The organism is Serratia sp. BNK-23, assembly GCF_047456145.1.
Lineage (GTDB): Bacteria > Pseudomonadota > Gammaproteobacteria > Enterobacterales > Enterobacteriaceae > Serratia > Serratia nematodiphila.
In genome coordinates this window covers 3,695,173-3,720,347 of record NZ_CP179900.1, presented here as the reverse complement: position 1 = coordinate 3,720,347, position 25,175 = coordinate 3,695,173, and the positions used below count along the sequence as shown (strand labels likewise).

The window sequence follows — 25,175 nt, the reverse complement described above, 5'->3', positions numbered from 1 at the left end:
GGCAATCGATTAGCGATTAGGCGATGAGCTGCCACAGGGTGAAGGCGGCGTCCGGCGTCCAGCCGGCGTTGGAGGTGTGCGCCTGGATACAGGTATATTTCTTGCCTTTATAGCTCACCACGTCGCCAGCCTTGTAACTGTGGTTGTTCTGCCACTCGGGCGCCCCCGGATCGGGCGGCGTGCCGTCGTTGGCGGTTTTGACCGCCAGCGCGCTGCTCGGCAGCGAGGTATTGCCCTGGCTATCGGTCGCGGTAACGAAGTAGCTGTACTGGGTCGCCGGCGTCAGACCGCCGTCAGCCAGCGACAGGCCGGCGGTTTGGCCGATCGGATTGCCGTTGCGGTAGACGGTGTAACTGGCGATCGGGAAAGCGCCGGTGGCGGCGGCCCAGCTCAGTTTCAGCGAGGTGGCGCCCAGTTCGGCGACCGTCAGCGCCGTCGGCGCATTAGGCTTTCCCGGCGGCGGGGTGACGCCGCCCTGAATCAGCGGCGCATAGCGGGTTTTGAACTCCCAATTGTAGGCGACGCCGGCTTTGCTCTTGCCGTTATCCCAGTTGATTGACCAGGTCATCAGGCCCTTGATCGACAGGTTTTTGGCGTCGAGACGCGAGAAAGCGTTATACACCGCCTGTTTGTTGACCACGTAGCCGGTGGCGGCGGCATCGTTGTTGCTCGGCAGGCCGATGACGAATTTCGCCGCCGGGATCTTCGCATAGCCGCGGGTGCCGGTAACCAGGCTTTCCGTCAGGTAGTAGAGGAAGTCCTCTTTCATGGCGTCGTTATTCTGCGTGATCCAGGCATTGAGTTCATCCACCCAAATACCGTCGCCGCCCTGGTTATAATATTGCGGCGCGATAAAGTCGTAATAGCCTTCGAGGGCATTAATATAATCCAGGTAGGTGCCGTTGGTGCGTAAATACGGGAATTCCGGCGCCATGCTGATAATAAAGTTTTTTCCCTGCGCGGCGTAATGGTCTTTTACTTTTTTCAACGCCGCAGGCAAGACGGTTTTATTATTGGCGGCGCCGATCGCCGCCTGTTCCAGATCGATATCCAGGCCGTCGAAGCCATAGACTTCCACCAGGCGAATAATCTCGTCTTTCAGCTTGTCTTCGTCGCCGGTTTTCAGCTCGATATGCGCGTCTGCGCCGCCGAGGGAGATCAGCACCGCGCGGCCCTGGCTGTTCAGCACGCCCACCTGGCGGCGGAACTCGGTGTCGGACAGGTTGTAAGGCTTGAAGGTCGGGATGCCCTGGCCTTTCATAAAGGCGACGGCCACCACGTTGTACTCGGTGGGAATGTCGGTCAGGTTCATATTGGCGAACTGCCCTTGCTGGTAGCCGTCACTGGCGCCGGCGGCCCAGTTGTGCCAGAAACCCATCAGGATCTTTTTATTGGCGATAGACGGCATAATGGCCGCGTCATCGGCGGCGACGGCATTAATAGTGTTATTTGTGCTCATGGTAGCCTCATTAATTAGGGGTAAGGGTTTTCCGCTCGCCGGCAATATCAGCTATTGGCGGGGCGTAACGTTATAATGAGGATTTTTAACGCAGGCAGGCTGAAACCTTTTACGGCCATGAACGAATTAAATTCAAACTGACGCTGGGGGAGAAGGAAATAACGGCGGCCGGGCGGCCGCCATGGTCGCATCAGAAGATGGTGATATCGGCGACGGAAGGGTAAACGTAGCTCGGGCGGAACGGCATGGTTTCGATGTCGCTCAGCGTGGAGACGCCGGACAGCACCAGCACGGTTTCCAGGCCGGCCTGGAAGCCCGCCAGAATGTCGGTGCGCAGGTTGTCGCCGACGATCACCGTCTCTTCCGAGTGCGCCTGCATTTTGTTCAGTGCGGCGCGAATGATCCACGGGCTGGGCTTGCCGACATAAAACGGCTTGCGGCCGGTGATCTTCTCGATGGGCGCGCACAGGGCACCGCAGGCCGGCGAGAAGCCGTGGCCGTGGCTATCCGGATTAGTCGCGATAAAGCGCGCGCCGTTACTGACGAAGTAGGCGGCTTTGTGCATCATGTCCCAGTTGTAAGAGCGGGTTTCACCGACGATCACAAAATCCGGGTTGATGTCGGTGATGGTGAAACCGGCTTTGTACAGCTCATGGATCAGCGCGCCTTCGCCGACCACATAGGCTTTTTTACCTTCCTGACGGCGCAGGAAGTCGGCGGTGGCCATCGCCGAGGTATAGAACGCGCTCTCCGGCACTTCCAGCCCGGCGGCGGCGAAGCGGTTCGCCAAATCCTGTGCGGTCTGTGATGGGTAGTTGGTCAGCACCACCAGCGGCATGCCTTGTTCCTGGATGCGCGCCAGGAACAGATCGGCGCCGGGCACCGGCGTATTGTCATGCAGCAGCACGCCGTCGATATCGCATATAACGTTTTTGATTTTCATTTGTCGCTGTTTCTCATGATTACGGCAGGCAAGAAGTGACGATAACACACCTGCCAGAAGCGGCGGATCAGCTTTCCAGCAATCGCTGCAAGAGCACGCCGTTGAGCATCGCGCGTTTGGCCAGGGCGAAAGCGCCGATCGCCGAGCGATGATTGAGTTCGGAGGTCACCACCGGCAGATTTTTGCGGAAGTCCTTCAGCACCTGGGTATTGATGCAGCTCTGGATCGCCGGCAGCAGCACCTTGTCCGCTTCGGTGATCTCACCGGCGATCACCACCTTCTGCGGATTGAACAGGTTGATGGCGATGGCCACCGCCTTGCCCAGATAGCGGCCGACGTGTTCGATCACTTCGCTGGCCAGCAGATCGCCGCGGTTGGCGGCCTTGCAGATGGCGTTGATGCCGCAGTCTTCCAGCGTCAGTTTGCTCGGGTAGCCCTGGCTCAGCAGCTGGCGCACGCGCTGTTCGATCGCCGCGTTGGCGGCCACCGTCTCCAGGCAGCCGAAGTTGCCGCAGTGGCAGCGTTCGCCGAGCGGATCGATCTGGATATGGCCGATCTCGCCGACGTTGCCGTTGTTGCCGAGAAAAATCTGCCCGTTGACGATGATGCCGGCGCCGGTGCCACGGTGCAGGCGCACCAGAATCGAGTCTTCACAGTCGCGGGTGGCGCCGAAGTAGTGCTCCGCCAGCGCCAGGCTGCGGATGTCGTGGCCGACGAAGCTGGTGACGTTAAAGCGCTGCTGCAGGTTGTCTACCAGCGCCCAGTTGCTGACGCTGATGTGCGGCATATAGCGCACCACGCCCAGCGCCGGATCCACCAGGCCAGGCAGGATCACCGCGATGGCGATCAGTTCGCGCAGGCGGCGCTGGTTCGCTTCAATGAATTGGGCGATGGCGGCAAACAGCGCATTCTCCAGCGTTTCCTGGGTGCGTTCCGGAAGCGGATAGTGTTCTTCGCTGAGCGACTTACCGCTCATGTCATACAGCGTGATGGTGGCGTCGTGGCGGCCGAGGCGCACCGCGACGGTATGGAAATGACGGGTTTCCGACACGATGGAGATCGCGCGGCGGCCGCCGGTGGAGGCTTGCTGATCGACTTCTTTGATCAGCCCGCGCTCCAGCAGCTGGCGAGTAATCTTAGTGACGCTGGCGGGGGCGAGCTGGCTGAGTTCGGCGATTTGAATGCGCGAGATCGGGCCCTGTTGGTCGATCAGGCGATAAACTGCCGCGCCGTTAAGTTGTTTGACTAAGTCAACGTTCCCTATTTGTGCTTGTCCGCCAGTGCTCATCAATAATGTTACTCGCTGTTCATTGAATTAAACCTCGTTACCGTTAACGAGCGTTTTGGTGATCTTGAAATCACGGGTGAAGGCGGTCAGGTTAGCCACCTTGCCGGCTTCGATGGTGCCCAGACGGCGATCGGCGCCGATGGCGCGCGCCGGGTACAGCGTCGCCATGCGCAGCGCTTCGTCCAGCGCGATGCCGATATGCTCGACGCTGTTTTGCACCGCTTCGATCATGGTCAGCGCGGAACCGCTCAGGGTGCCGTTCTCATCCACGCACAGCCCGTCCCGATAGTATATTGTTTTACCGGCGAAAATAAATTGGTCAATATCTGCACCCGCCGGTGCGGTCGCGTCGGTGACCAAGACCAATTTATCACCTTTCAGGCGTTTGGCGTTACGGATACTCGCCCAGGCCACGTGATGGCCGTCGGCGATGATGCCGGTATAGACCTCCGGCGTGTCGAAGATAGCCCCCATCAGCCCCGGTTCGCGGCCGGTGATATACGGCATGGCGTTGTACAGGTGGGTGGCGAAGCTGATACCGGCGGCGAAGCCGGTGCGCGCCTGATCGTAGGTGGCGTTCGAGTGGCCGGCGGAGACCACGATGCCGGCCTCGGTCAGCTGCTTGATAAAGTGCGGCTCAACCATTTCCGGCGCCAGCGTCACCTTGGTGATCACGTCGGCGTTGGCGCACAGGTAATCGATCATGTCCTGGGTCGGCTTGCGAATGAACGCCGGGTTGTGGGTGCCTTTTTTCACCGGGCTGAGGTACGGCCCTTCCAGGTGCAGGCCCAACGCCTGGTTTTGGTGCTTTTTCAGATAAGCGCGCATCACGTCGACGCTGTGCTTCATGAATTCGTCGCTGCTGGTGATCAGCGTCGGCAGATAGCTGGTGCAGCCGGATTTCTCGTTGGCGCGCTGCATGATCTCCAGCGTTTCTTCCGAGATCGCTTCCAGCGAATCGTTGAACTGGACGCCGCCGCAGCCGTTCAGCTGCACGTCGATAAGCCCGGGGGCCAGGATGGCGCCACCCAGGTCGCGCGTTTCGATGCCGGCGGGCAATTCAGCCACCGGGCAGACTTTCTCGATCAGCCCATCAGCGATAATGACTGCATGGTCATCAAGTACGTCGTGGCCGGTATAGATTCGGCCGTGGGTTAAAGCGAACATCGTAGCCCCCTGCAAAGATTAAAGACTTTTCACGCTTTCCGCTTCTAACTCGCGGAAATATTTGACGGTTTTGACTTTCAGTTCCATGGTGGCCGGTTCGTCGCACACCACCACCGCTTTGGCGTGCAGCTGCAGGCAGCTGATGGTCCACATGTGGTTGATGTTGCCTTCCACTGCGGCTTCCAGCGCCTGCGCCTTGGCGTGGCCGGTGACCAGGATCATCACTTCTTCCGCGTCCAGCAGCGTGCCCACGCCGACGGTCAGCGCATATTTCGGCACCAGGCTGACGTCGCCGCCGAAGAAGCGCGAGTTGGCGATGCGGGTGTCTTCGGTCAGCGTTTTGATGCGGGTGCGCGAAGCCAGGGACGAAGCCGGCTCGTTGAACGCGATATGGCCGTCGATGCCCACGCCGCCCATGAACAGGTTAATTTTGCCGTAAGACTTGATCTTCTCTTCGTACTGGCGGCACTCGGCGTCGACATCCGCGGCGTTGCCGTTCAGCAGGTTGATGTTTTCACGAGGAATATCAACGTGATCAAAGAAGTTGCGGTACATGAAGGTGTGGTAGCTTTCCGGGTGTTCCTGCGGCAGGCCAACGTACTCGTCCATGTTGAAAGTCACAACATGCTTAAAGCTTACTTCACCTGCTTTGTGCATCGCAATCAGATGTTTGTAGGCTTCCAGCGGCGTGCCGCCGGTAGGCAGGCCGAGTACAAACGGGCGCTCTGCGGTTGGCTTGAATGCGTTGATGCGTTGAACGATATGACGCGCGGCCCATTTGCCGACTTGTGCGGTATCTTTCAGTGGGATAAGTCTCATCTAACACCTCTTGGGATAAGTAAACTAAAGCTATACTGTACGGGCCTGCGGGAGTCCTAAGCGTAACCCAGCTTTATGATTCTCGCGTGAATCGTCCGTCCGGTTGATTTTTTGAATGATAAAATAAGTTTTGTGTGATGGCCAGCAATCTGGGAGGTAAAGACTACTTTTTGGTGATATTTATCACAAAAAGGGAGGTTTTAATTTGCGATACAAAATAAATTTTTTACACTCGGCATGAGTGATACGTGCCATGCGTTGTTTCTAAAAAGGTAGTGAGAGCTCCAAATAAACTACTAATAGGGTCCGTCCGCGGACAACATAGGGGGAAAAGGTGAACATTCTTAGTTATTTGCAAAAGGTGGGACGGGCGCTGATGGTGCCGGTCGCCACGCTGCCCGCCGCCGCCATCTTGATGGGCGTCGGGTACTGGATTGACCCTGTTGGTTGGGGCGGCGACAACGCGCTCGCCGCTTTCTTCATTAAATCCGGCTCCGCTATCATCGACAACATGTCGGTGCTGTTCGCTATCGGCGTGGCCTACGGCATGTCCAAAGACAAGGACGGTGCCGCCGCGTTGACCGGCTTCGTCGGCTTCCTGGTGCTGACCACCCTCTGTTCGCCGGCCGCCGTGTCGATGATTCAGAAGATCCCGCTGGATCAGGTGCCTGCCGCGTTCGGCAAGATCCAGAACCAGTTCGTCGGTATTCTGGTGGGCATCATTTCCGCCGAAGTGTACAACCGCTTCAGCGGCGTCGAGCTGCCTAAGGCGCTGTCGTTCTTCAGCGGCCGCCGCCTGGTGCCGATCCTCATCTCCTTCCTGATGATCCTGGTCGCTTTCATTCTGATGTACATCTGGCCGGTGATCTTCAACGGTCTGGTGAACTTCGGTGAACACATCCAGAAAATGGGCTCGGTCGGCGCGGGCATCTATGCCTTCTTCAACCGCCTGCTGATTCCGGTTGGCCTGCACCACGCGCTGAACTCGGTGTTCTGGTTCGACGTGGCCGGCATCAACGATATTCCTAACTTCCTCGGTGGCCAGCAGTCGATCGAAGCCGGTAAAGCGGTTGTCGGCATCACCGGCCGTTATCAGGCGGGCTTCTTCCCGATTATGATGTTCGGTCTGCCGGGTGCGGCGCTGGCCATTTATCATTGCGCGCGTCCTGAGAACAAAGCCAAAGTGGCGGGCATCATGCTGGCGGCCGCGTTCGCCGCCTTCTTTACCGGTATCACCGAACCGCTGGAATTCTCCTTCATGTTCGTGGCGCCGGTGCTGTATGTGATCCACGCCGTGCTGACCGGTATCTCGGTGTTCATCGCCGCCAGCATGCACTGGATCGCCGGTTTCGGCTTCAGCGCCGGCCTGGTGGATATGGTGTTGTCGTCCCGCAACCCGCTGGCGACCCACTGGTACATGCTGATCCCGCAAGGCCTGGTGTTCTTCGTTATCTACTATGTGGTGTTCCGCTTCACTATCAACAAGTTCAACCTGATGACCCCGGGCCGCGAGCTGGCGGTTGCCGGTGACGAAACCGACGGCTACGACGTCAACGTCGACAGCAACGCCGGTAAAGACGAGAACGAAACCACCACGCTGGCCCGTCGCTACGTCGGCGCGATCGGCGGCTCCGACAACCTGACCGGCATCGATGCCTGCATCACCCGCCTGCGTCTGAATGTGAAAGACTCCGCGCTGGTGAACGACGCATTGGCGAAACGCCTCGGCGCATCGGGCGTTATTCGCCTGAACAAGCAGAGCGTGCAAGTGATCGTCGGCACCCGTGCCGAACTTATCGCCAGCGCGATGCGCAACGTGATCGCGGCCGGCCCGGTAGCGGCAGCGGCGGCTCCGGCGGCGGCCCCTGCTGCAGAAGCCAAACCGCAGGCGGTGCCGAACGCGCCGAAAGCCGCGTTTGAAACGCTGGTGGCGCCGGTAACCGGTGAAGTGGTGGCGCTCGATCAGGTGCCGGACGAAGCCTTCGCCAGCAAGGCGGTAGGCGACGGCCTGGCGATTCGCCCGACCGACAACATCGTGGTGGCGCCGGCTGACGGCACCGTGGTGAAAATCTTCAACACCAACCACGCCTTCTGCCTGGAAACCGACAAGGGCGCCGAGATCGTGGTGCACATGGGGATCGACACCGTCGCGCTGGAAGGCCAGGGCTTCAAACGCCTGGTGGAAGAGGGCGCGGAAGTGAAAGCCGGTCAACCGATTCTGGAACTGGATCTGGATTACCTGAACGCCAATGCGCGTTCGATGATAAGCCCGGTGGTAGTCAGCAATTCTGACGACTATGCCGGCCTGGCGGCGCTGGCCAGCGGCTCGGTGGTCGCCGGTCAGACCAAGCTGTACGAGATCCAGAAATAAGGCTGTTTTTACCTGAGTAGTACCCGGGGCCGGTCACACATCATGGCGGAGTTTGCCCCGACTTGGCGGGAAGAGAGCGATCTCTTCCCGCTTTTTTATCCCATTTCGCTCCACGGCGGTGCGCTGCGCGCCGATGGTGCAATATGCCGCATTTTTCGTGAAACAAACGGTTGTTTCCAGACGTGGCTTGTTGGATCATAGGCGGTTATGTGTAGCGCTTTGCATTGAGGAACAGTGAAATGAGTGAGGCTGAAGCCCGCCCAACCAATTTTATCCGTCAGATCGTCGATGAAGATCTGGCGTCGGGGAAACACACGTCGGTACATACCCGTTTCCCGCCGGAGCCTAACGGCTATCTGCATATCGGCCACGCCAAGTCCATCTGCCTGAACTTCGGCATCGCCAAGGACTATCAGGGCCAGTGCAACCTGCGTTTCGATGACACCAACCCGGTGAAAGAAGACATCGAGTTCGTGGAGTCAATCAAGCACGACGTGGAGTGGCTGGGCTTTGAGTGGAGCGGCAACGTTCATTACTCCTCAGACTATTTCGATCAGCTGCACCAGTATGCGGTTGAGCTGATTACCAAGGGGCTGGCCTACGTCGATGAGCTGTCGCCGGAGCAGATCCGTGAATATCGCGGCACCCTGACCTCGCCGGGCAAAGACAGCCCGTACCGCGACCGCAGCGTGGAAGAGAACCTGGCGCTGTTCGAGAAGATGCGCAACGGCGAGTTCGCCGAAGGCGCCGCCTGCCTGCGCGCCAAGATCGATATGGCTTCGCCGTTTATCGTGATGCGCGATCCGGTGCTGTACCGCATCAAGTTTGCCGAACACCACCAGACCGGCAACAAATGGTGCATCTACCCGATGTATGATTTCACCCACTGCATTTCCGATGCGCTGGAAGGGATCACCCATTCGCTGTGCACCCTGGAGTTCCAGGATAACCGCCGTCTGTATGACTGGGTGCTGGATAACATCACCATTCCTTGCCACCCGCGGCAGTACGAGTTTTCGCGTCTGAACCTCGAATACGCCATCATGTCGAAGCGCAAGCTGCACCAACTGGTGGCCGAGAAGATCGTCGAAGGTTGGGATGACCCGCGCATGCCGACCGTCTCCGGTCTGCGCCGCCGCGGTTATACCGCCGCCTCGATTCGCGAGTTCTGCCTGCGCATCGGCGTGACCAAGCAAGACAACAACGTCGAGATGGTGGCGTTGGAATCCTGCATTCGCGACGATCTGAACGAGAACGCCCCGCGCGCCATGGCGGTGCTGGATCCGGTGAAAATCGTCATCGAGAACATGGGCGACGCGGTGGAAATGGTCACCATGCCTAACCACCCGAACAAGCCGGAAATGGGCAGCCGCGATGTGCCGTTCAGCCGTGAGATCTATATCGATCGCGCCGACTTCCGCGAAGAAGCCAACAAGCAGTACAAGCGTCTGGTGCTGGGTAAGGAAGTGCGTCTGCGCAATGCGTACGTGATCAAGGCCGAGCGCGTCGAGAAGGACGAAGCGGGCGAGATCACCACCATCTTCTGCAGCTACGATGCGGAAACGCTGAGCAAAGATCCTGCCGACGGCCGCAAGGTGAAGGGCGTGATCCACTGGGTGTCCGCGGCGCACGCGCTGCCGGCGGAAATTCGCCTGTACGATCGCCTGTTCAGCGTGCCTAACCCGGGCGCGGCGGAGGATTTCCTCTCCACCATCAACCCGGAATCGCTGGTCATCAAGCACGGTTTCGTCGAGCCGAGTCTGGCGGCCGCCCAGCCGGAGAAGGCCTACCAGTTCGAGCGTGAAGGCTACTTCTGTGCCGACAATCGTTACTCGTCGGCCGAGCATCTGGTGTTTAACCGCACCGTTGGTCTGCGTGACACCTGGGCGAAAATCGAAGGCTAATCTTATTCGCCTTGGAAATTAATGAATCAGCGCGGCTTAGGCCGCGCTTTTTTTATGTCTGCCATCGAGCAAATCATCTATTCCTGCAGCGTTATTCCGGGCTGTGCTTAATTAACCGCGGTGCGTTAATCAATAAGTTTTTTGATATTGGACTTAATAGTCTTAATTTTTACTTATATATTCGTGATGCGAATTAATTTCATTTGGAGAGCGCTCTCAATTTTTATTGTCTGAATGACGCATTTAGTCAGGCTGAAACCATTAATCGTCTCTGGTTGACCTTGTATCTCAATTTATTCTGATTTAATTGAATTTTTTATTCGACACCTTCCATGAACACCGGCGTAACAAAATCTCACTGATATGTGCTCCTTGTCATATTTTGACAAATCTCCCGCATTTTTCATTTGATAATTCGCGTCGCGAAAAATAGTCTGTCTGTAGCAATTAGTGCTGTGGGAATAACATCTCGTCGGCAATTTTTTTTACCCGTTCGGGTTTTTTATTGGCAGTCGTGCAGGGCAGTGGTGAACACAGGCGGCTGCAACTTTTAAGTTAAGTCAAAGAGGAATTTCAATATGGGTACGCACGGTGCTCAGCGTAAAACGCTGGCGCTCGCAGTCGCGGGCGCGCTGTTGGGAACAGGGTTTGCCATGGCGCCTGAGGCGAAAGCCGCAGGGTTTATCGATGACTCCACGCTGACCGGCGGCATCTATTACTGGCAACGTGAGCGCGACCGTAAAGATCTCAATCCGGACAGCAAGGATTACAACCAATACACCACCAACCTGTCGCACTCTACCGCCAACCTGAGCCTGGATTTCGCTTCGGGTTATGCCTGGGACATGTTCGGTCTGGACGTCGGTGCCTTTACCGCCATCGAGCTGGCGGAATCCAGCGCCAGCGGCCACCCTAACGAGATCGCGTTCTCCTCAAAAAACCGTACCTACGACGAAGACTATTCCGGTGACAAAGGCGGCGTCAGCCTGTACAAAGCCGCCGCCAAGTTCAAATACGGCCCGGTCTGGGCGCGCGCCGGCTATATTCAGCCGAGCGGCCAAACCCTGCTGGCGCCGCACTGGAGCTTTATGCCGGGCACCTATCAGGGCGCCGAGGCCGGCGCCAAGTTCGACTACGGCGATGCCGGCGCGTTGAGCTTCTCCTACATGTGGGCCGACAAATACAAGGCGCCGTGGCATATCGAGGTGGACGACTTCCGCCAGAACGATAAGAAAACCCGCGTCTCCTACCTGCACTCGCTGGGCGCCAAGTACGATTTCAAAAACGATCTGGTGCTGGAAGCCGCCTTCGGCCAGGCCCAGGGTTACGTGAATCAGTACTTCACCAAGGCGTCTTACAAATTCGATGTGCTGGGCAACCCGCTGACCACCAGTTACCAGTTCTACGGTGCGGAAGATCGCATCAGCGACAAGAACGATCCGAACAGCATCTACGACGGGCTGGCCTGGCTGCAGGCGCTGACCTTCGGTTACACCACCGGCCAGTTCAACTGGCGTCTGGAAGGCACCATGGTCAAGGCGGAAGGCAACCAGGGTTTCTTCCTGCAGCGCATGACCCCGACCTACGCCTCGTCCAACGGCCGCCTGGACGTGTGGTGGGATAACCGCTCCGACTTTAACGCCAACGGCGAGAAAGCGGTGTACGCCGGCGTGATGTATGACCTCAGCAACTGGAACCTGCCGGGCATGGCGGTCGGCGGCTCCTACGTTTACGCCTGGGACGCCAAGCCGAGCACCAACCCGATCTACGATCAGAGCCAGCGCCTGAAAGAGAGCGCCTGGAGCCTGGACGCGATGTACACCATCCAGGAAGGGCGCGCCAAGGGCACGCTGATCAAGCTGCACTACACCCAGTATGACAACCACACCAACATCCCGAGCTGGGGCGGCGGTTACGGCAACATCTTCCAGGACGAGAAAGACGTCAAGTTCATGGTCATCGCGCCATTCACCATCTTCTGATGCGTTCCCCGGCCTCGTCGCCGGGGGCAGTTAAGGGAATTCAACGATGAAAAAAATCATGCTGATGTTGGCGGCCGCCGCGCTCTTGAGCGCCTGCGCGCAACCCGCCGCGCCGCCGGAAGACGCCAAATTGAAGCAGGCTTACAGCGCCTGCATCAACACCGCCGAAGGCTCGCCGGAGCGTCTGCAGCCCTGCAAGGCGGTGCTGAACGTGCTGAAACAAGAGAAACAGCACCAGCAGTTCGCCGCGCAGGAAACGGTGCGGGTAATGGATTATCAGAACTGCATTATGGCGGTGCACAGCGGTAACGGTCAGGCTTACGACGCCAAGTGCGGCAAGCTGTGGCAAGAAATTCGCGATAACAATAATTAAGAAGGACGAGAAGATGAACGCATTCAAACTGAGCGCACTGGCCGCTTTGACGGCAACGATGGGATTCCTGGGCGGCATGGGTAATGCCATGGCCGATCAACAGCTGGTGGATCAGCTGAGCCAGCTGAAGCTGAACGTGAAAATGCTGGATAACCGCGCCGGCGAAAACGGCGTGGATTGCGCGGCGCTGGGCGCCGACTGGGCCTCATGCAACCGGGTGTTGTTCACCCTCAGCAACGACGGGCAGGCGATCGACGGCAAGGACTGGGTCATCTATTTCCACAGCCCGCGCCAGACCTTGCGGGTGGATAACGATCAGTTCAAGATCGCGCATCTGACCGGCGATCTGTACAAGCTGGAGCCGACCGCCAAATTCAGCGGTTTCCCTGCCGGCAAGGCGGTGGAAATCCCGGTGGTCGCCGAATACTGGCAGCTGTTCAGAAACGACTTCCTGCCGCGCTGGTATGCCACCTCCGGCGACGCCAAGCCGAAAATGCTGGCGAATACCGACACCGAAAACCTGGACCAGTTCGTGGCGCCGTTCACCGGCGATCAGTGGAAGCGCACCAAGGACGACAAAAACATTCTGATGACGCCGGCTTCGCGCTTTGTCAGCAATGCCGATCTGCAGACGCTGCCCGCCGGCGCGCTGCGCGGCCAGATCGTGCCGACACCGATGCAGGTGAAAGTGCACGCACAGGACGCCGACCTGCGCAAAGGGGTATCGCCGGATCTGAGCACGCTGGTCAAGCCGGCGGCGGACGTCGTCAACCAGCGTTTCGCGCTGCTGGGCGTGCCGGTTCAGGCCAACGGTTACCCGATCAAGACCGACATCCAGCCGGGCAAGTTTAAAGGCGCGATGGCGGTGTCGGGTGCCTATGAGCTGAAAATCGGTAAGAAAGAGGCGCGGGTGATCGGCTTCGATCAGGCCGGGGTGTTCTACGGGTTGCAGTCGATCCTGTCGTTAGTGCCGAGCGACGGCAGCGGCAAGATCGCCACGCTGGACGCCAGCGATGCGCCGCGCTTCCAGTATCGCGGCATTTTCCTTGACGTGGCGCGCAACTTCCATAAGAAGGACGCGGTGTTGCGTCTGCTGGATCAGATGGCGGCTTACAAGCTCAATAAATTCCACTTCCACCTGAGCGATGACGAAGGCTGGCGCATCGAGATCCCCGGTTTGCCGGAGCTGACGGAGGTCGGCGGCCAGCGCTGCCACGATCTGAGCGAAACCACCTGCTTGCTGCCGCAGTACGGCCAGGGGCCGGACGTCTACGGCGGCTTCTTCAGCCGTCAGGACTATATCGACATCATCAAATACGCCCAGGCGCGCCAGATTGAGGTGATCCCGGAGATCGACATGCCGGCGCACGCCCGCGCGGCGGTGGTCTCTATGGAAGCGCGCTACAAGAAACTGCATGCCGCCGGCAAAGAGCAGGAGGCCAACGAGTTCCGCCTGGTGGATCCGACCGATACCTCCAATACCACCTCGGTGCAGTTCTTTAACCGCCAGAGCTACCTGAACCCGTGCCTGGATTCCTCCCAGCGCTTTGTCGACAAGGTGATTGGCGAGATTGCCCAGATGCATAAAGAAGCCGGGCAGCCGATCAAAACCTGGCACTTCGGCGGCGATGAGGCGAAAAACATCCGCCTGGGCGCCGGCTATACCGACAAGGCGAAACCGGAGCCGGGTAAAGGCATCATCGACCAGAGCAACGAAGACAAGCCGTGGGCCAAGTCGCAGGTTTGCCAGACGATGATCAAAGAAGGCAAGGTGGCCGACATGGAACACCTGCCGAGCTACTTCGGCCAGGAGGTCAGCAAGCTGGTGAAGGCGCACGGCATCGACAGAATGCAGGCCTGGCAAGACGGCTTGAAAGACGCCGAGAACGCAAAGGCGTTCGCCACCTCGCGCGTGGGCGTCAACTTCTGGGATACGTTGTATTGGGGCGGTTTCGATAGCGTCAACGACTGGGCCAACAAAGGGTATGAAGTGGTGGTCTCCAACCCGGACTACGTCTACATGGACTTCCCTTACGAGGTGAACCCGGACGAGCGTGGTTACTACTGGGGCACCCGCTTCAGCGACGAGCGCAAGGTGTTCAGCTTCGCGCCGGACAACATGCCGCAGAACGCGGAAACCTCGGTCGACCGCGACGGCAACCACTTTAACGCCAAAAGCGACAAGCCGTGGCCGGGCGCCTACGGTCTGTCCGCTCAGCTGTGGAGCGAAACCCAGCGCACCGATCCGCAGATGGAATACATGATCTTCCCGCGCGCGCTGTCGGTGGCGGAACGCGCCTGGCACCGAGCCGGTTGGGAGCAGGACTATCGCGCCGGCCGTGAATACAAAGGCGGGGAAACCCACTTTGTCGACACCAAGGCGCTGGAGAAAGACTGGTTGCGCTTCGCCAATATCCTGGGCCAACGAGAACTGGCCAAGCTGGACAAAGGCGGCGTCGCTTACCGTCTGCCGGTGCCGGGCGCGCGCGTGGCGGGCGGCAAGCTGGAAGCGAATATCGCGCTGCCGGGATTGGGCATCGAGTACTCCACCGACGGCGGTAAGCAGTGGCAGCGCTATGATGCCAAGGCCAAACCGGCGGTCTCCGGCGAAGTACAGGTGCGCTCGGTCAGCCCGGACGGTAAACGTTACAGCCGCGCCGAGAAGGTCTAAGCCCGGCACATCGGCCTGTCGTCATGGCGGCGGGCCGCTTAACGAAGGGGGAATGCGTTCGCCCCCGCGCGTGCCGGCGTGGGGCGGATGTTGAAGTGAGAGCAGTACGTGGAGTCGCAGTGCCGCTGCAATTGTAGTATTTCATGACATGATCTTTCCCCGGCTTGCCCGGGGATTTTTTTGCCCGTTGTACGGCGGGCATAAAAAAACCGCCTCAATGTGAGGCGGTTTCTCATAGCCGGTGAGGCTTATTTCTTGTCGTGCAGCGATTCGTCTTCGCGGCAGTCACCGGTTTCACAGTGGCCGTACAGGTACAGACTGTGGTTGGTAAGCTTGATGCCGTGCTGCTTGGCGATATCACGCTGGCGCACTTCGATGGATTCGTCGCTGAATTCGATCACTTTGCCGCAGTCCAGGCAAATCAGGTGATCGTGGTGATGCTGTTGGGTCAGCTCGAACACGGACTTGCCGCCTTCGAAGTTGTGACGTGTCACAATGCCCGCATCGTCAAACTGGTTCAGTACGCGATAAACCGTTGCCAGGCCGATCTCTTCGCCCATATCAATCAGTTTTTTGTACAAATCTTCCGCACTGACGTGATGGCATTCCGGATTTTGCAGTACTTCCAGGATTTTGAGTCGCGGAAGCGTGACTTTTAAGCCGGCCTTCTTCAATGCGATGTTGTTGTCGGTCATGCGAATTCAGTCCTGTTACTATGCTAATCAAGTTGAGGCGTACTCGCCTGTGGCATCGGTCGGCACAAAGAGTTAATGCGTCTCATTATAGAACCGGTTGTACTAAATGGAAACCGCCGGTTGTTAACAAAGATATAATTGCACTATTGCATGTTTTGCATGCAACGCCTTGATGGATGGGATAAACCGATATCTCAGTCTACCGTGACGGGGTGGGAAGTTACAAATCTGTAGCTTCTATCGCAGCAATCCCTGTTGCCGATGACGGCCCTGTCGGCACACTATGCACTTTACAGGGCCTTTGTTCAACCTTTCGCCAGTCCCGGCGTTTAGCCGACGATATCGGCCAGGCTCAGCTCTTCGACAATCTGTTTGACCCAGGCGTCGACGCGCTCGTTGGTCAGCTCCGGCTGACGGTCTTCGTCGATCGCCAGACCGATGAAGTGGTTGTCGTCCGCCAGGCCTTTGGAAGCTTCGAAGTGGTAGCCTTTGGTCGGCCAGTGGCCCACGATGGCCGCGCCGCGCGGTTCGATGATGTCGCGGATGGTGCCCATCGCGTCACAGAAGTATTCCGCGTAGTCTTCCTGGTCGCCGCAGCCGAACAGCGCCACCAGTTTGCCGTTGAAATCGACTTCTTCCAGCGTCGGGAAGAAATCGTCCCAGTCACACTGCGCTTCACCGTAGTACCAGGTCGGGATACCCAGCAGCAGGATATCGAACCCTTCCAGGTCTTCTTTGCTGCTTTTGGCGATGTCGTGCACTTCAGAGACGTCGTCGCCAAACTGTTTCTGGAGAATTTTCTGGATCATTTTGGCAATGTTTTCGGTATTGCCAGTGTCGCTGCCAAAGAAAATGCCTACAGTAGCCATATCGCGTATAACCTTTAAATTCAATTAATTGCATTACTCGGCGCCGGCACTGCCGCCGATTAAAATGATGCCATGGCAAGAGCCTTTCGCCACGGTGGCGGGCGCCGACAGGCGCAGTCTCTTACCGGTAAATGCGTATCATGCCAGAAAGTGGCGCCGGGGTTTTATCGCATTTATGCGATGCCGAAGGATGAAGAAAAGCGTGGTCGATCCGGCGTTGTCCTTAACGCCGCGCCGCGCGTGCGGCCGAAGAGATCAATGTTCCGGCTGTTCTTCCGCCAGTTGCGCCAACAGCATCTGCTCGATGAGTTCGCTGCGGCTGATGTTGCGCTGTTCCGCCAGTTTGTTCAGGGCGTCCACCGCATCCGCGTTGATTTTCAGCTCTACGCGCCGCAATCCGCGCACTTTATCGCGCCGTAACTGATTGCGCTTATTGATTCTAAGCTGTTCATCGCGGGAAAGCGGGTTGGTTTTCGGGCGCCCCGGACGGCGTTCATCTGCGAACAGATCCAGCGTCGTGCGATCCGTTTGTTCTTTTGCCATAGGTAGCGGTACTGCAAGGGAGTTTGCATCAAAAAGCGCTCGCACGCTTCCGGAGGCATCGGTTAACACACTTCGGGCCAATAAACCCTAACCCAAATTTACCCCCGAACCGGCGTTCGCGAACGCGCTGGCGCGGCGGCAAAATTATAGCGCGCCATATTACCCCAGCAGATGGAGCGGCGACAATGCCTAACTGCGGGCTAAACGCGCTAAGCCGTTATCTTTAGCGCGTTTTTTCGCCAGGTGAGCGCGTTTTTCAGGCTTCGCCGAGGAAACGGTGGATGGCGCGCAGCACCGCTTCCGGTTTTTCGGCGTGCACCCAATGGCCGGTGCCGGCGACGACGTGCGCGCGTGCCTGCGGGAATTGGCGGGCGATGTCTGCACGGTAGCTGTCCTGCACGTACGGCGACAGGCCGCCGCGAATGAACAGGGTCGGGTGTGGCCAGGCCGGGACTTCCTGCCAGCCGGTGATGTCTTCGTAGCGTTCGATCAGCACCGGCAGGTTGAAGCGCCATTCACCGTTATGGAAGGACTTCAGCAGGAACTGGATCACGCCTTCTTCCTGAAGGTAGTCGCGCATCAACTGGGCGGCCGCCTGGCGCTGGGTAATGCCGGCGGCGCTGACGGCCTTCAGCGCGGCGAAGATCTCGTCATGGCGTCGGGTCTGGTAATCCACCGGCGCGACGTCGATGACGATCAGCTTGGCGATGCGCTCGGGCGCGATGGCGGTCAGCGCCATCGCCGCTTTGCCGCCCATCGAGTGGCCGATGACGATCGCTTTCTCCAGCTGCAGTTCGTCGAGCAGCGCCAGCAGATCTTGCGCCATGGCGGGGTAGTTCATGTCGTCGGCGCGCGGGGAGAGGCCGTGGTTGCGCAGATCGACCTTGATCACACTGTGCTGTTTATGCAGATCGCGCGCCAGCACGCCCAGGTTGTCGAGATTGCCGAACAGCCCGTGGATCAGCAGCACCGGCAGCGCGTCTGACTCGGCGGCCAGCAGTTGATAATGTAATTTCATGGCGAAGTTCATACAGAGAGAGATTCAGATTAGGGTATCATGATTGAATCGCACGATGAATCATGCGGAATTTTCGCGGCGCGGGCTTGGCAGTGCCGGCTATAGGTATTAGTCTGCATTTGCCGTCCGGAGGCACATTGTTGTGTTCGCCCCAGCGCTTTTAACCTTATAATCCCATGGCTTGAATGCAGGATCTGGCTTCAGGTTCTAAGTAGAAAAAACAGTATTGGATAAAGATGAAAACTATTGAAGTCGACGAAGAGCTTTACCGTTATATTGCCAGCCACACGCAACACATCGGTGAAAGCGCGTCCGATATTTTACGCCGCATGTTGAAATTCACCGCCGGGCAGCCGGCGCGCGCGTTGCCTGCCGCCAGTGCGTCGCAGTCCGTCGAGCTGGAAAAAGCGGCGCCGGTTCAGCGCCCGCGCGATCGCGTACGCGCCGTGCGTGAACTGCTGCTGTCGGATGAATACGCCGAGCAGAACAAAGCGGTCAACCGTTTCATGCTGGTGCTGTCCACGCTGTACACCCTCGATGCCGCCGGTTTTGCCGCCGCCACCGAGGCGTTGACCGGCCGTACCCGCACCTATTTCGCCGGCGATCAGCAGACCCTGCTGGCCAACGGCACGCATACCAAGCCGAAGCATGTGCCTGGCACCCCTTACTGGGTGATCACCAATACCAATACCGGCCGCAAGCGCAGCATGATCGAACACATCATGCAGGCGATGCAGTTCCCGGCGGAACTGATCGAGAAAGTTTGCGGTACCGTCTAATTTAGCGAACAGCCCGTCATGATGGCCGTGCGCGACGTATTTGCCCGGTCACCGACAGGGATGAGGGAGATATGTCGATGGCGAATAATCCACGTGCCGGGCAGCCCGCCCGCCAAAGCGATCTGATCAACGTAGCCCAGCTGACGTCGCAGTACTATGTGCTGCAACCGGAAGCCGGCAATGCCGCACATGCGGTGAAGTTTGGCACCTCCGGCCACCGCGGCAGCGCGCAGCGCCACAGCTTCAACGAAGCGCACATCCTCGCCATCGCTCAGGCGATCGCCGAAGTTCGTCATCAGCAGGGCACCACCGGCCCGTGCTACGTGGGTAAAGACACCCATGCGCTGTCCGAACCGGCCTTTATTTCCGTGCTGGAAGTGCTGACCGCCAACGGCGTCGATGTGATCGTGCAGGAAAACAACGGCTTCACGCCAACGCCGGCGGTATCGCACGCCATTCTGTGCCACAACCGCCGCGGCGGCGCGCAGGCCGACGGCATCGTCATTACGCCGTCCCACAACCCGCCGGAAGACGGCGGCATCAAGTACAACCCGCCGAACGGCGGTCCGGCTGACACCAACCTGACGTCGGTGATCGAAAAGCGCGCCAACGAACTGCTGGCGCAGCAGCTGAAAGGCGTTCAGCGCCAGTCGCTGGACAAAGCCTGGAACAGCGGCCACCTGCACGCCAAAGATCTGGTGCAGCCTTATGTCGAAGGCCTGGTTGACGTGGTCGACATGCCGGCCATTCAACGCGCCGGCCTGAAACTGGGCGTGGATCCGCTCGGCGGCTCCGGCATCGCCTATTGGCAGCGCGTGGCGGAACACTACAAGCTGGATCTGACGCTGGTGAACGACTCCATCGATCAGACCTTCCGCTTTATGCACCTGGATCACGACGGTATCATCCGCATGGACTGCTCGTCCGAGTCGGCGATGGCCGGCCTGCTGGCACTGCGCGACAAATTCGATCTGGCGTTCGCCAACGATCCGGATTACGACCGTCACGGCATCGTCACGCCGAAGGGCCTGATGAACCCGAACCACTATCTGGCGGTAGCCATCAACTACCTGTTCCGGCATCGCCCGCAGTGGGGCGCCGATGTGGCGGTAGGTAAAACGCTGGTGTCCAGCGCGATGATCGATCGCGTGGTGGCTGACCTGGGCCGCAAGCTGGTGGAAGTGCCGGTTGGTTTCAAATGGTTCGTGGACGGCCTGTTCGACGGCAGCCTGGGCTTCGGCGGCGAAGAGAGCGCCGGGGCCTCGTTCCTGCGCTTCAACGGCCAGCCTTGGTCGACCGACAAAGACGGCATCATCATGTGCCTGCTGGCGGCTGAAATCACCGCGGTAACCGGTGAAAATCCGCAGCATCACTATGACGATCTGGCCAAGCGCTTCGGTGCGCCAAGCTACAACCGCATCCAGGCGCCGGCAACCCATGCGCAGAAAGCGGCGCTGTCCAAGCTGTCGCCGGAGATGGTCAAGGCCAGTACGCTGGGCGGGGACCCGATCACCGCGCGTCTGACCGCAGCGCCGGGCAACGGCGCGTCGATCGGCGGCCTGAAAGTGATGACCGACAACGGTTGGTTCGCGGCCCGTCCTTCCGGTACCGAAGAGGCATACAAGATCTACTGCGAGAGCTTCCTCGGGGCGGAACACCGCGAGAAAATCGAGCACGAAGCGGTTGAGATCGTCAGCGAAGTGCTGGCTTCCGCCAAATAATCGTTGTTCTCGTCTGATAAAAAGCGCTGTTTTTACAGCGCTTTTTTTATGCCCGTAATTTAGATATATCTTTTTCACGGCACGCGCTTGCGCATTTAGATATATCGATCTAGATTAGCGTTATCGACGCTGTTTAGATATATCTAAACAACCTCGTATTGATGTTCACTGTTAAAGCGAGGTATCACCCTATGTTTCATCGATTAGGTTTACACCGGCATCATCACCATCATGAATGTGAAGAGGGGCGCCGTCATCGCGGTGGGCGCCATCACTTCGGCGGCGACGGCGAAGAGCATGGCCGTGGCGGGCGCGGCGGCCGGGGCGGGCGTCATCGTCTGTTCGAACACGGCGATCTGCGTCTGGTGTTGCTGGCGCTGGTGGCGCGCAAGCCCAGCCACGGGTACGAGTTGATCAAAGCAATAGAAGAAGCTTCTTCCGGCCTGTATGTGCCGAGCCCGGGGGTGATTTACCCCACACTGACGCTGCTGGAAGAGCAGGATTTTCTCGAACCGCTCACCACCGGCAACGGCCGCAAAAGCTACCGCATCACCTCGGCGGGCGAGGGCGAGCTGCAAAAGCATCAACAGGTGGTTGAGGTCATTCTGGCGCGTCTGGCGGGCGCCGGCCGCGAGCATCATCGGCACGGCAACCTGGCGGAAGGCATTTACGACGCCATGAACCGTCTGCGCAGTCTGCTGCGCGGCAACGTGATGCGCGCCGATCTTACGCCGCAGCAGGTGGAGCGCATCAACGCCGCACTGTTGACCGCCGTGGCGGCGATCGAAAGCGAAATGCACATTCAACCCACGCAGCAGGAGGAGAACTGATGCCCGGCCACCGTTTTAACATTACCGTTGAAGCCCTGAGCGACCGCCAGGGCAACCCCGTCGAGAAGGCACCGCTGAGTTTTGAGGTGACCAACCATGACGATATTCTCGAGATCGTCGAGCGCATTCGGGCGCGTGACGATCTGAACTTCGGCCCTGAGCAGAGCGCGGCCTTCGCCGTGGGGTTGAAACTGTTCTCCGAAGTGATGATCGAAAACCGCAAACACCCGGTGTTCGCTCCGCTGCGCGAGGCGTTCAAGGAATTTATGGTCGGATTGAAGAAGGGCCCGGTGGCGTAACGGCGCGGCAAACCGCGCCCGTCGGGGTTAAGGCATGAAACGGTAGCCGACGCCGGTTTCGGTCAGCAGGTGTTTGGGCCGGGCCGGATCGGCTTCCAGCTTCTGCCGCAAATGGCCCATGTAGATGCGTAGGTAGTGGCTGTGTTCCACGTAGTTCGGCCCCCAGACGTGGCTCAACAGCTGGCGTTGGGTGATCACCTTGCCGGCGTTGGCCAGCAGCTCCGCCAACAGGCGAAACTCGATCGGCGTCAGATGCAGATCTTCGTCATTGCGCAGCACCCGGCGATTCACCAGATCGACGGTGATCGCCGAAAAGCTCACCAGCGGGCTTTCCTGTTGGTTAGCTGAGTGGCGGCGCAGCGCGACCCGCACCCGCGCCAGCAGCTCACCGATGCCGAACGGCTTGCTGAGGTAGTCGTCGGCGCCGGCGTCCAGCGCGGCGATTTTGTCCTCTTCGGCGTTGCGCGCCGACAGCACGATCACCGGAATGGCGCTCCACTGCCGCAGATCGCGGATGTAGCTCAGCCCGTCGCCATCCGGCAAGCCCAAATCAAGGATGATCAGATCCGGTTTGCGCGTGCCGGCCTCAATCAGCCCACGCTGCAGGGTTTCACTTTCAAACACCCGCAGGCCTTCGCTCTCCAGCGCGGTGCGCACGAAGCGGCGGATCTCTTTTTCATCTTCAACAATCAGAATGTTGGTTGGCGTTATGCTCACGTTTCCCCTGCGTTGATTACAGATCGAAGGCATCGCCGTCGATCTCGGGCGGTTTTTCCAGCGGCAGCACGAAGCGGAAGCTGGCGCCGCCGTTGGCGCCAGCTTCCGCCCAGATGCGGCCATCATGCACTTCAATAATGGCACGGCAAATGGCTAACCCCAAGCCGACGCCGGGGATCGCCGACTCTTTATTGCCGCGTGAAAACTTGTCGAAAATCAGCTGCAGCTGATCGGCGGGGATGCCGGGGCCGTTATCCCAGACCTCGACTTCCAGCCACTCGGGCAGCGTGCGGGCGCGAATGCCGATGGTGGCCTCGGCGCCGGCGTATTTATTGGCGTTTTCCAACAGGTTGGTGAACACCCGTTCCAGCAGGCTGCCGTCGCAGTTGACCAGGATCTGTTCCGGCGGCAGTTCGACCACGATCGGATGCTGGCTGAGCAGCGGCTCCAGCATGTGCAGCGAGGCGCCGACGATCTCTTCCAGCGACTGCCACTCTTTACGCAGGCTGAAACCGCCGGACTGGATGCGCGCCATATCCAGCAGGTTGTTCACCAGCCGGGTGGTGCTCAGCACCTGCTGGCGGATCTGGCTGGCCTGGGTGGCGTGATTGGAGCCTTCGGCCGCCAGGTCCAGCGTGAGAATTTCCGCCTGGCCGAACAGCACGGTCAGCGGGGTGCGCAGATCGTGCGACAGCGCCGCCAGCAGCGAGTTGCGCAGCTGTTCACGTTCGGCGTCCAGCTTGGCTTCTTCGGCGCTGCGCGCCAGGTGCAGCCGTTCCAGCGCGCTGGCGATCAGCACTGCGAAGGTTTGCAGCAGCCGCTGTTGTTCCGGCACCATCAGCTGGCGCAGGTTGTTGGGCTCGATCGCCAACAGGCCGAAGGTCTGTTTGGGGGTATTGAGCGGCAGCAGTTGGTAAGGCACGCCGGGCAGGGTGTCGGTGCCGGCGCCGGCCGGCAAGCCTTTATCGAAACTCCAGCGCGCGATGGCTTCGTCTACCGACAGCAGCCCGCCTTCCTCGCCGATCATTTGCTGCAGCCGGCCGTCTTCCTGCGGCAGCAGCAGCACGGTTTTCGCCTGGAAGCTGCTGGAGAGGAAATGACGGCTGGTGTTGGCGATGTCGGCCACGGTCAGCGCGCGGCTCAGCCCGCGTGACATTTCGTACAGATGGCGCGCCCGCTGCTCGCGGTAGCGCGCCACCCGGGCCTGATAACGCACCCCGGCGGTCAGGTTGCCGATGATGATGCCGACGGCGAGCATCACGCCGAAGGTCAGCAGATACTGCATATCGCTGACGGCGAACGACCATTCGGGCTGGACGAAGAACAGATCGAAACTGGCGACGTTGATCACCGCCGCCAGCACCGATGGCCAGCGGCCGAAGAACAGCGCGACGATCGCCACGCCGAGCAGGTAGACCATCACCAGGTTGGCCTGATCGAAGCCCGGCAGCAGCCACTGCGAGAGCAGGGTGATCAGTGCGCACAGCGCCACCGCCACCGCACAGCCGCGCAGCTGCATGCGCCATTTCTCATTGAAGCTGCGGCCGTCGTGCTCCTTGCCCGGCGGCGGCGGTGCGGCGTCGCTGTCCAGCGCGACGATCACCAGATCGAGATCCGGGCCCAGTCTGCCGAGGCGATCGGCGAAGCTGCCGCGCAGCTTCCAGCGCTGCTCGCTGCGGCGGCCGATGATGATTTTGCCGAGGTTATGTTCGCGGGCGTAGCGCAGCACCGCGCGCTCTTCGGACGGATCGGCCAGGGTGGCGGTTTCGGCGCCCAGCTCCTGCGCCAGCCGCAGCGCACGCAGAATGGCGCGGCGTTGGTTTTCCGGCAGCCGGTGCAGCTTGGGGGTTTCCACATAGACTGCATGCCAGTGGCAGCCGAGCCGCGCCGCCAGGCGGGCGGCGATGCGCACCAGCTTTTCGTTGCCGCTGTTGTGGCCGACGCACAGCAGAATGCTGTCGCGGGTGTGCCACACTTTCTCGCGCCCCTGGGTGTCGCGAAACTCGCGCATCTGGTCATCGACCCGATCGGCGGTGCGGCGCAGCGCTAACTCGCGCAGGGCGATCAGGTTGCCTTTACGGAAAAAATGCTCGATGGCGCGCTCGGCCTGGCCGGGAATATACACTTTGCCTTCGTGCAGCCGCCGGCGCAGATCGTCCGGCGGCAGATCGACCAGCACCACTTCGCTGGCCTCGTCAAACACGTGGTCGGGCACCGTTTCGCGCACCCGCACGCCGGTCACGCCGCCCACCACGTCGTTCAGACTTTCCAAATGCTGCACGTTGACGGTAGTCAGCACGTCGATGCCGGCGTCCAGCAGCTCTTCCACATCCTGCCAGCGTTTGGGGTGGCGCGAACCGTGAGCGTTGCTGTGCGCCAGTTCATCCATCAGGATCAGCGCCGGATGGCGCGCCAGCGCGGCGTCGAGATCGAATTCATGCACCAGCCGGCCGCGATGCTGGATGCGCTTTTGCGGTAACAGCGCCAGGCCGTCGAGCAGGGCGGCGGTCTCGCTGCGGCCGTGGGTTTCCACCACGCCGACCAGCACGTCCAGCCCCTGAGCGCGCAAACGCTGGGCCTCCTGCAGCATGGCATAGGTTTTGCCCACGCCGGCGCAGGCGCCGAAGAATACCTTCAACCGGCCGCGCGGTTTTTCATTGGCCAGCGCCAGCAGGCTATCGGGATCGGGACGCTGCTGTTCTTCTTCGACCATGACAATTCCTTGTG

General features: G+C 59.5%; 20 protein-coding genes. 9 read left to right on the top strand and 11 right to left on the bottom strand.

The features are described from left to right. Positions 1 to 16: 16 nt before the first annotated feature. The 5 genes from ACMGF9_RS17730 to nagB all read right to left on the bottom strand — a co-directional run bounded on the left by ACMGF9_RS17730 (position 17) and on the right by nagB (position 5,676). Positions 17 to 1,459: a carbohydrate-binding protein gene (locus tag ACMGF9_RS17730; protein WP_021504616.1), complete on the bottom strand. Its 1,443-nt coding sequence runs from the start codon at positions 1,457 to 1,459 to the stop codon at positions 17 to 19. Positions 1,460 to 1,649: 190 nt separating this feature from the next. Next, the gene (locus ACMGF9_RS17725; protein WP_004939957.1) at positions 1,650 to 2,402 is read right to left on the bottom strand and encodes an HAD-IIA family hydrolase; all 753 of its coding nucleotides are present in this window, start codon (positions 2,400 to 2,402) and stop codon (positions 1,650 to 1,652) included. A gap of 67 nt (positions 2,403 to 2,469) precedes the next feature. Continuing rightward, the gene (gene nagC / locus ACMGF9_RS17720; RefSeq protein ID WP_004939956.1) at positions 2,470 to 3,690 is read right to left on the bottom strand and encodes a DNA-binding transcriptional regulator NagC; all 1,221 of its coding nucleotides are present in this window, start codon (positions 3,688 to 3,690) and stop codon (positions 2,470 to 2,472) included. A gap of 27 nt (positions 3,691 to 3,717) precedes the next feature. Beyond that, complete coding sequence (gene nagA, locus ACMGF9_RS17715) at positions 3,718 to 4,857, bottom strand: N-acetylglucosamine-6-phosphate deacetylase (RefSeq protein ID WP_015376951.1); 1,140 nt, start codon at positions 4,855 to 4,857, stop codon at positions 3,718 to 3,720. Positions 4,858 to 4,875: 18 nt separating this feature from the next. Further along, the gene (gene nagB / locus ACMGF9_RS17710) at positions 4,876 to 5,676 is read right to left on the bottom strand and encodes a glucosamine-6-phosphate deaminase (protein WP_004939952.1); all 801 of its coding nucleotides are present in this window, start codon (positions 5,674 to 5,676) and stop codon (positions 4,876 to 4,878) included. A 334-nt stretch (positions 5,677 to 6,010) separates the two neighbouring features. Between nagB and nagE the strand changes: the two genes are divergently transcribed. The 5 genes from nagE (at position 6,011) to ACMGF9_RS17685 (ending at position 14,977) form a co-directional block, all read left to right on the top strand. Then, entirely contained in the window at positions 6,011 to 8,047 is a 2,037-nt protein-coding gene (nagE, locus tag ACMGF9_RS17705; protein WP_044031763.1) for an N-acetylglucosamine-specific PTS transporter subunit IIBC, read from the top strand. Positions 8,048 to 8,286: 239 nt separating this feature from the next. Further along, positions 8,287 to 9,951, top strand: a complete 1,665-nt coding sequence (gene glnS, locus ACMGF9_RS17700) for a glutamine--tRNA ligase (RefSeq protein ID WP_015376953.1) — start codon at positions 8,287 to 8,289, stop codon at positions 9,949 to 9,951. A 578-nt stretch (positions 9,952 to 10,529) separates the two neighbouring features. Continuing rightward, positions 10,530 to 11,933 (top strand): chitoporin ChiP, encoded by a 1,404-nt coding sequence (chiP, locus tag ACMGF9_RS17695; protein WP_004939945.1) that lies wholly within the window; start codon positions 10,530 to 10,532, stop codon positions 11,931 to 11,933. A gap of 46 nt (positions 11,934 to 11,979) precedes the next feature. Beyond that, positions 11,980 to 12,306, top strand: a complete 327-nt coding sequence (chiQ, locus tag ACMGF9_RS17690) for a ChiQ/YbfN family lipoprotein (RefSeq protein WP_076740485.1) — start codon at positions 11,980 to 11,982, stop codon at positions 12,304 to 12,306. Between the two features lie 13 nt (positions 12,307 to 12,319). Beyond that, positions 12,320 to 14,977, top strand: a complete 2,658-nt coding sequence (locus tag ACMGF9_RS17685) for a beta-N-acetylhexosaminidase (protein ID WP_118892361.1) — start codon at positions 12,320 to 12,322, stop codon at positions 14,975 to 14,977. A gap of 248 nt (positions 14,978 to 15,225) precedes the next feature. On the opposite strand, the gene fur is transcribed toward ACMGF9_RS17685, so the two are convergent. The 4 genes from fur to ybfF all read right to left on the bottom strand — a co-directional run bounded on the left by fur (position 15,226) and on the right by ybfF (position 18,114). Beyond that, positions 15,226 to 15,672, bottom strand: a complete 447-nt coding sequence (gene fur, locus ACMGF9_RS17680) for a ferric iron uptake transcriptional regulator (protein WP_004939939.1) — start codon at positions 15,670 to 15,672, stop codon at positions 15,226 to 15,228. Positions 15,673 to 16,001: 329 nt separating this feature from the next. Beyond that, positions 16,002 to 16,541 (bottom strand): flavodoxin FldA, encoded by a 540-nt coding sequence (gene fldA / locus ACMGF9_RS17675; RefSeq protein WP_004939938.1) that lies wholly within the window; start codon positions 16,539 to 16,541, stop codon positions 16,002 to 16,004. A gap of 255 nt (positions 16,542 to 16,796) precedes the next feature. Beyond that, complete coding sequence (gene ybfE / locus ACMGF9_RS17670) at positions 16,797 to 17,084, bottom strand: LexA regulated protein (RefSeq protein WP_004939936.1); 288 nt, start codon at positions 17,082 to 17,084, stop codon at positions 16,797 to 16,799. A gap of 256 nt (positions 17,085 to 17,340) precedes the next feature. Beyond that, positions 17,341 to 18,114: an esterase gene (gene ybfF, locus ACMGF9_RS17665; protein WP_015376956.1), complete on the bottom strand. Its 774-nt coding sequence runs from the start codon at positions 18,112 to 18,114 to the stop codon at positions 17,341 to 17,343. A 224-nt stretch (positions 18,115 to 18,338) separates the two neighbouring features. On the opposite strand from ybfF, the gene seqA reads away from it, so the two are divergent. The 4 genes from seqA to ACMGF9_RS17645 all read left to right on the top strand — a co-directional run bounded on the left by seqA (position 18,339) and on the right by ACMGF9_RS17645 (position 21,731). Further along, a complete protein-coding gene (gene seqA, locus ACMGF9_RS17660; protein ID WP_015376957.1) occupies positions 18,339 to 18,881 on the top strand; it encodes a replication initiation negative regulator SeqA in 543 nt (180 codons plus the stop codon). A 77-nt stretch (positions 18,882 to 18,958) separates the two neighbouring features. Beyond that, positions 18,959 to 20,602 carry a phosphoglucomutase (alpha-D-glucose-1,6-bisphosphate-dependent) gene (gene pgm / locus ACMGF9_RS17655; protein WP_041922314.1) on the top strand — a complete coding sequence of 548 codons (1,644 nt, stop codon included), beginning with the start codon at positions 18,959 to 18,961 and terminating at the stop codon, positions 20,600 to 20,602. Between the two features lie 191 nt (positions 20,603 to 20,793). Beyond that, positions 20,794 to 21,432 (top strand): PadR family transcriptional regulator, encoded by a 639-nt coding sequence (locus ACMGF9_RS17650; protein ID WP_015376959.1) that lies wholly within the window; start codon positions 20,794 to 20,796, stop codon positions 21,430 to 21,432. Beyond that, entirely contained in the window at positions 21,432 to 21,731 is a 300-nt protein-coding gene (locus ACMGF9_RS17645) for a DUF3861 domain-containing protein (protein ID WP_015376960.1), read from the top strand. Before ACMGF9_RS17650 ends, ACMGF9_RS17645 begins: the two co-directional genes overlap by 1 nt. Positions 21,732 to 21,758: 27 nt before the next feature. On the opposite strand, the gene kdpE is transcribed toward ACMGF9_RS17645, so the two are convergent. Both kdpE and kdpD read right to left on the bottom strand, forming a co-directional pair. Continuing rightward, positions 21,759 to 22,448 (bottom strand): two-component system response regulator KdpE, encoded by a 690-nt coding sequence (kdpE, locus tag ACMGF9_RS17640; protein ID WP_016928747.1) that lies wholly within the window; start codon positions 22,446 to 22,448, stop codon positions 21,759 to 21,761. 16 nt (positions 22,449 to 22,464) lie between these two features. Continuing rightward, positions 22,465 to 25,161 (bottom strand): two-component system sensor histidine kinase KdpD, encoded by a 2,697-nt coding sequence (kdpD, locus tag ACMGF9_RS17635; RefSeq protein WP_414160343.1) that lies wholly within the window; start codon positions 25,159 to 25,161, stop codon positions 22,465 to 22,467. Positions 25,162 to 25,175 lie beyond the last annotated feature (14 nt).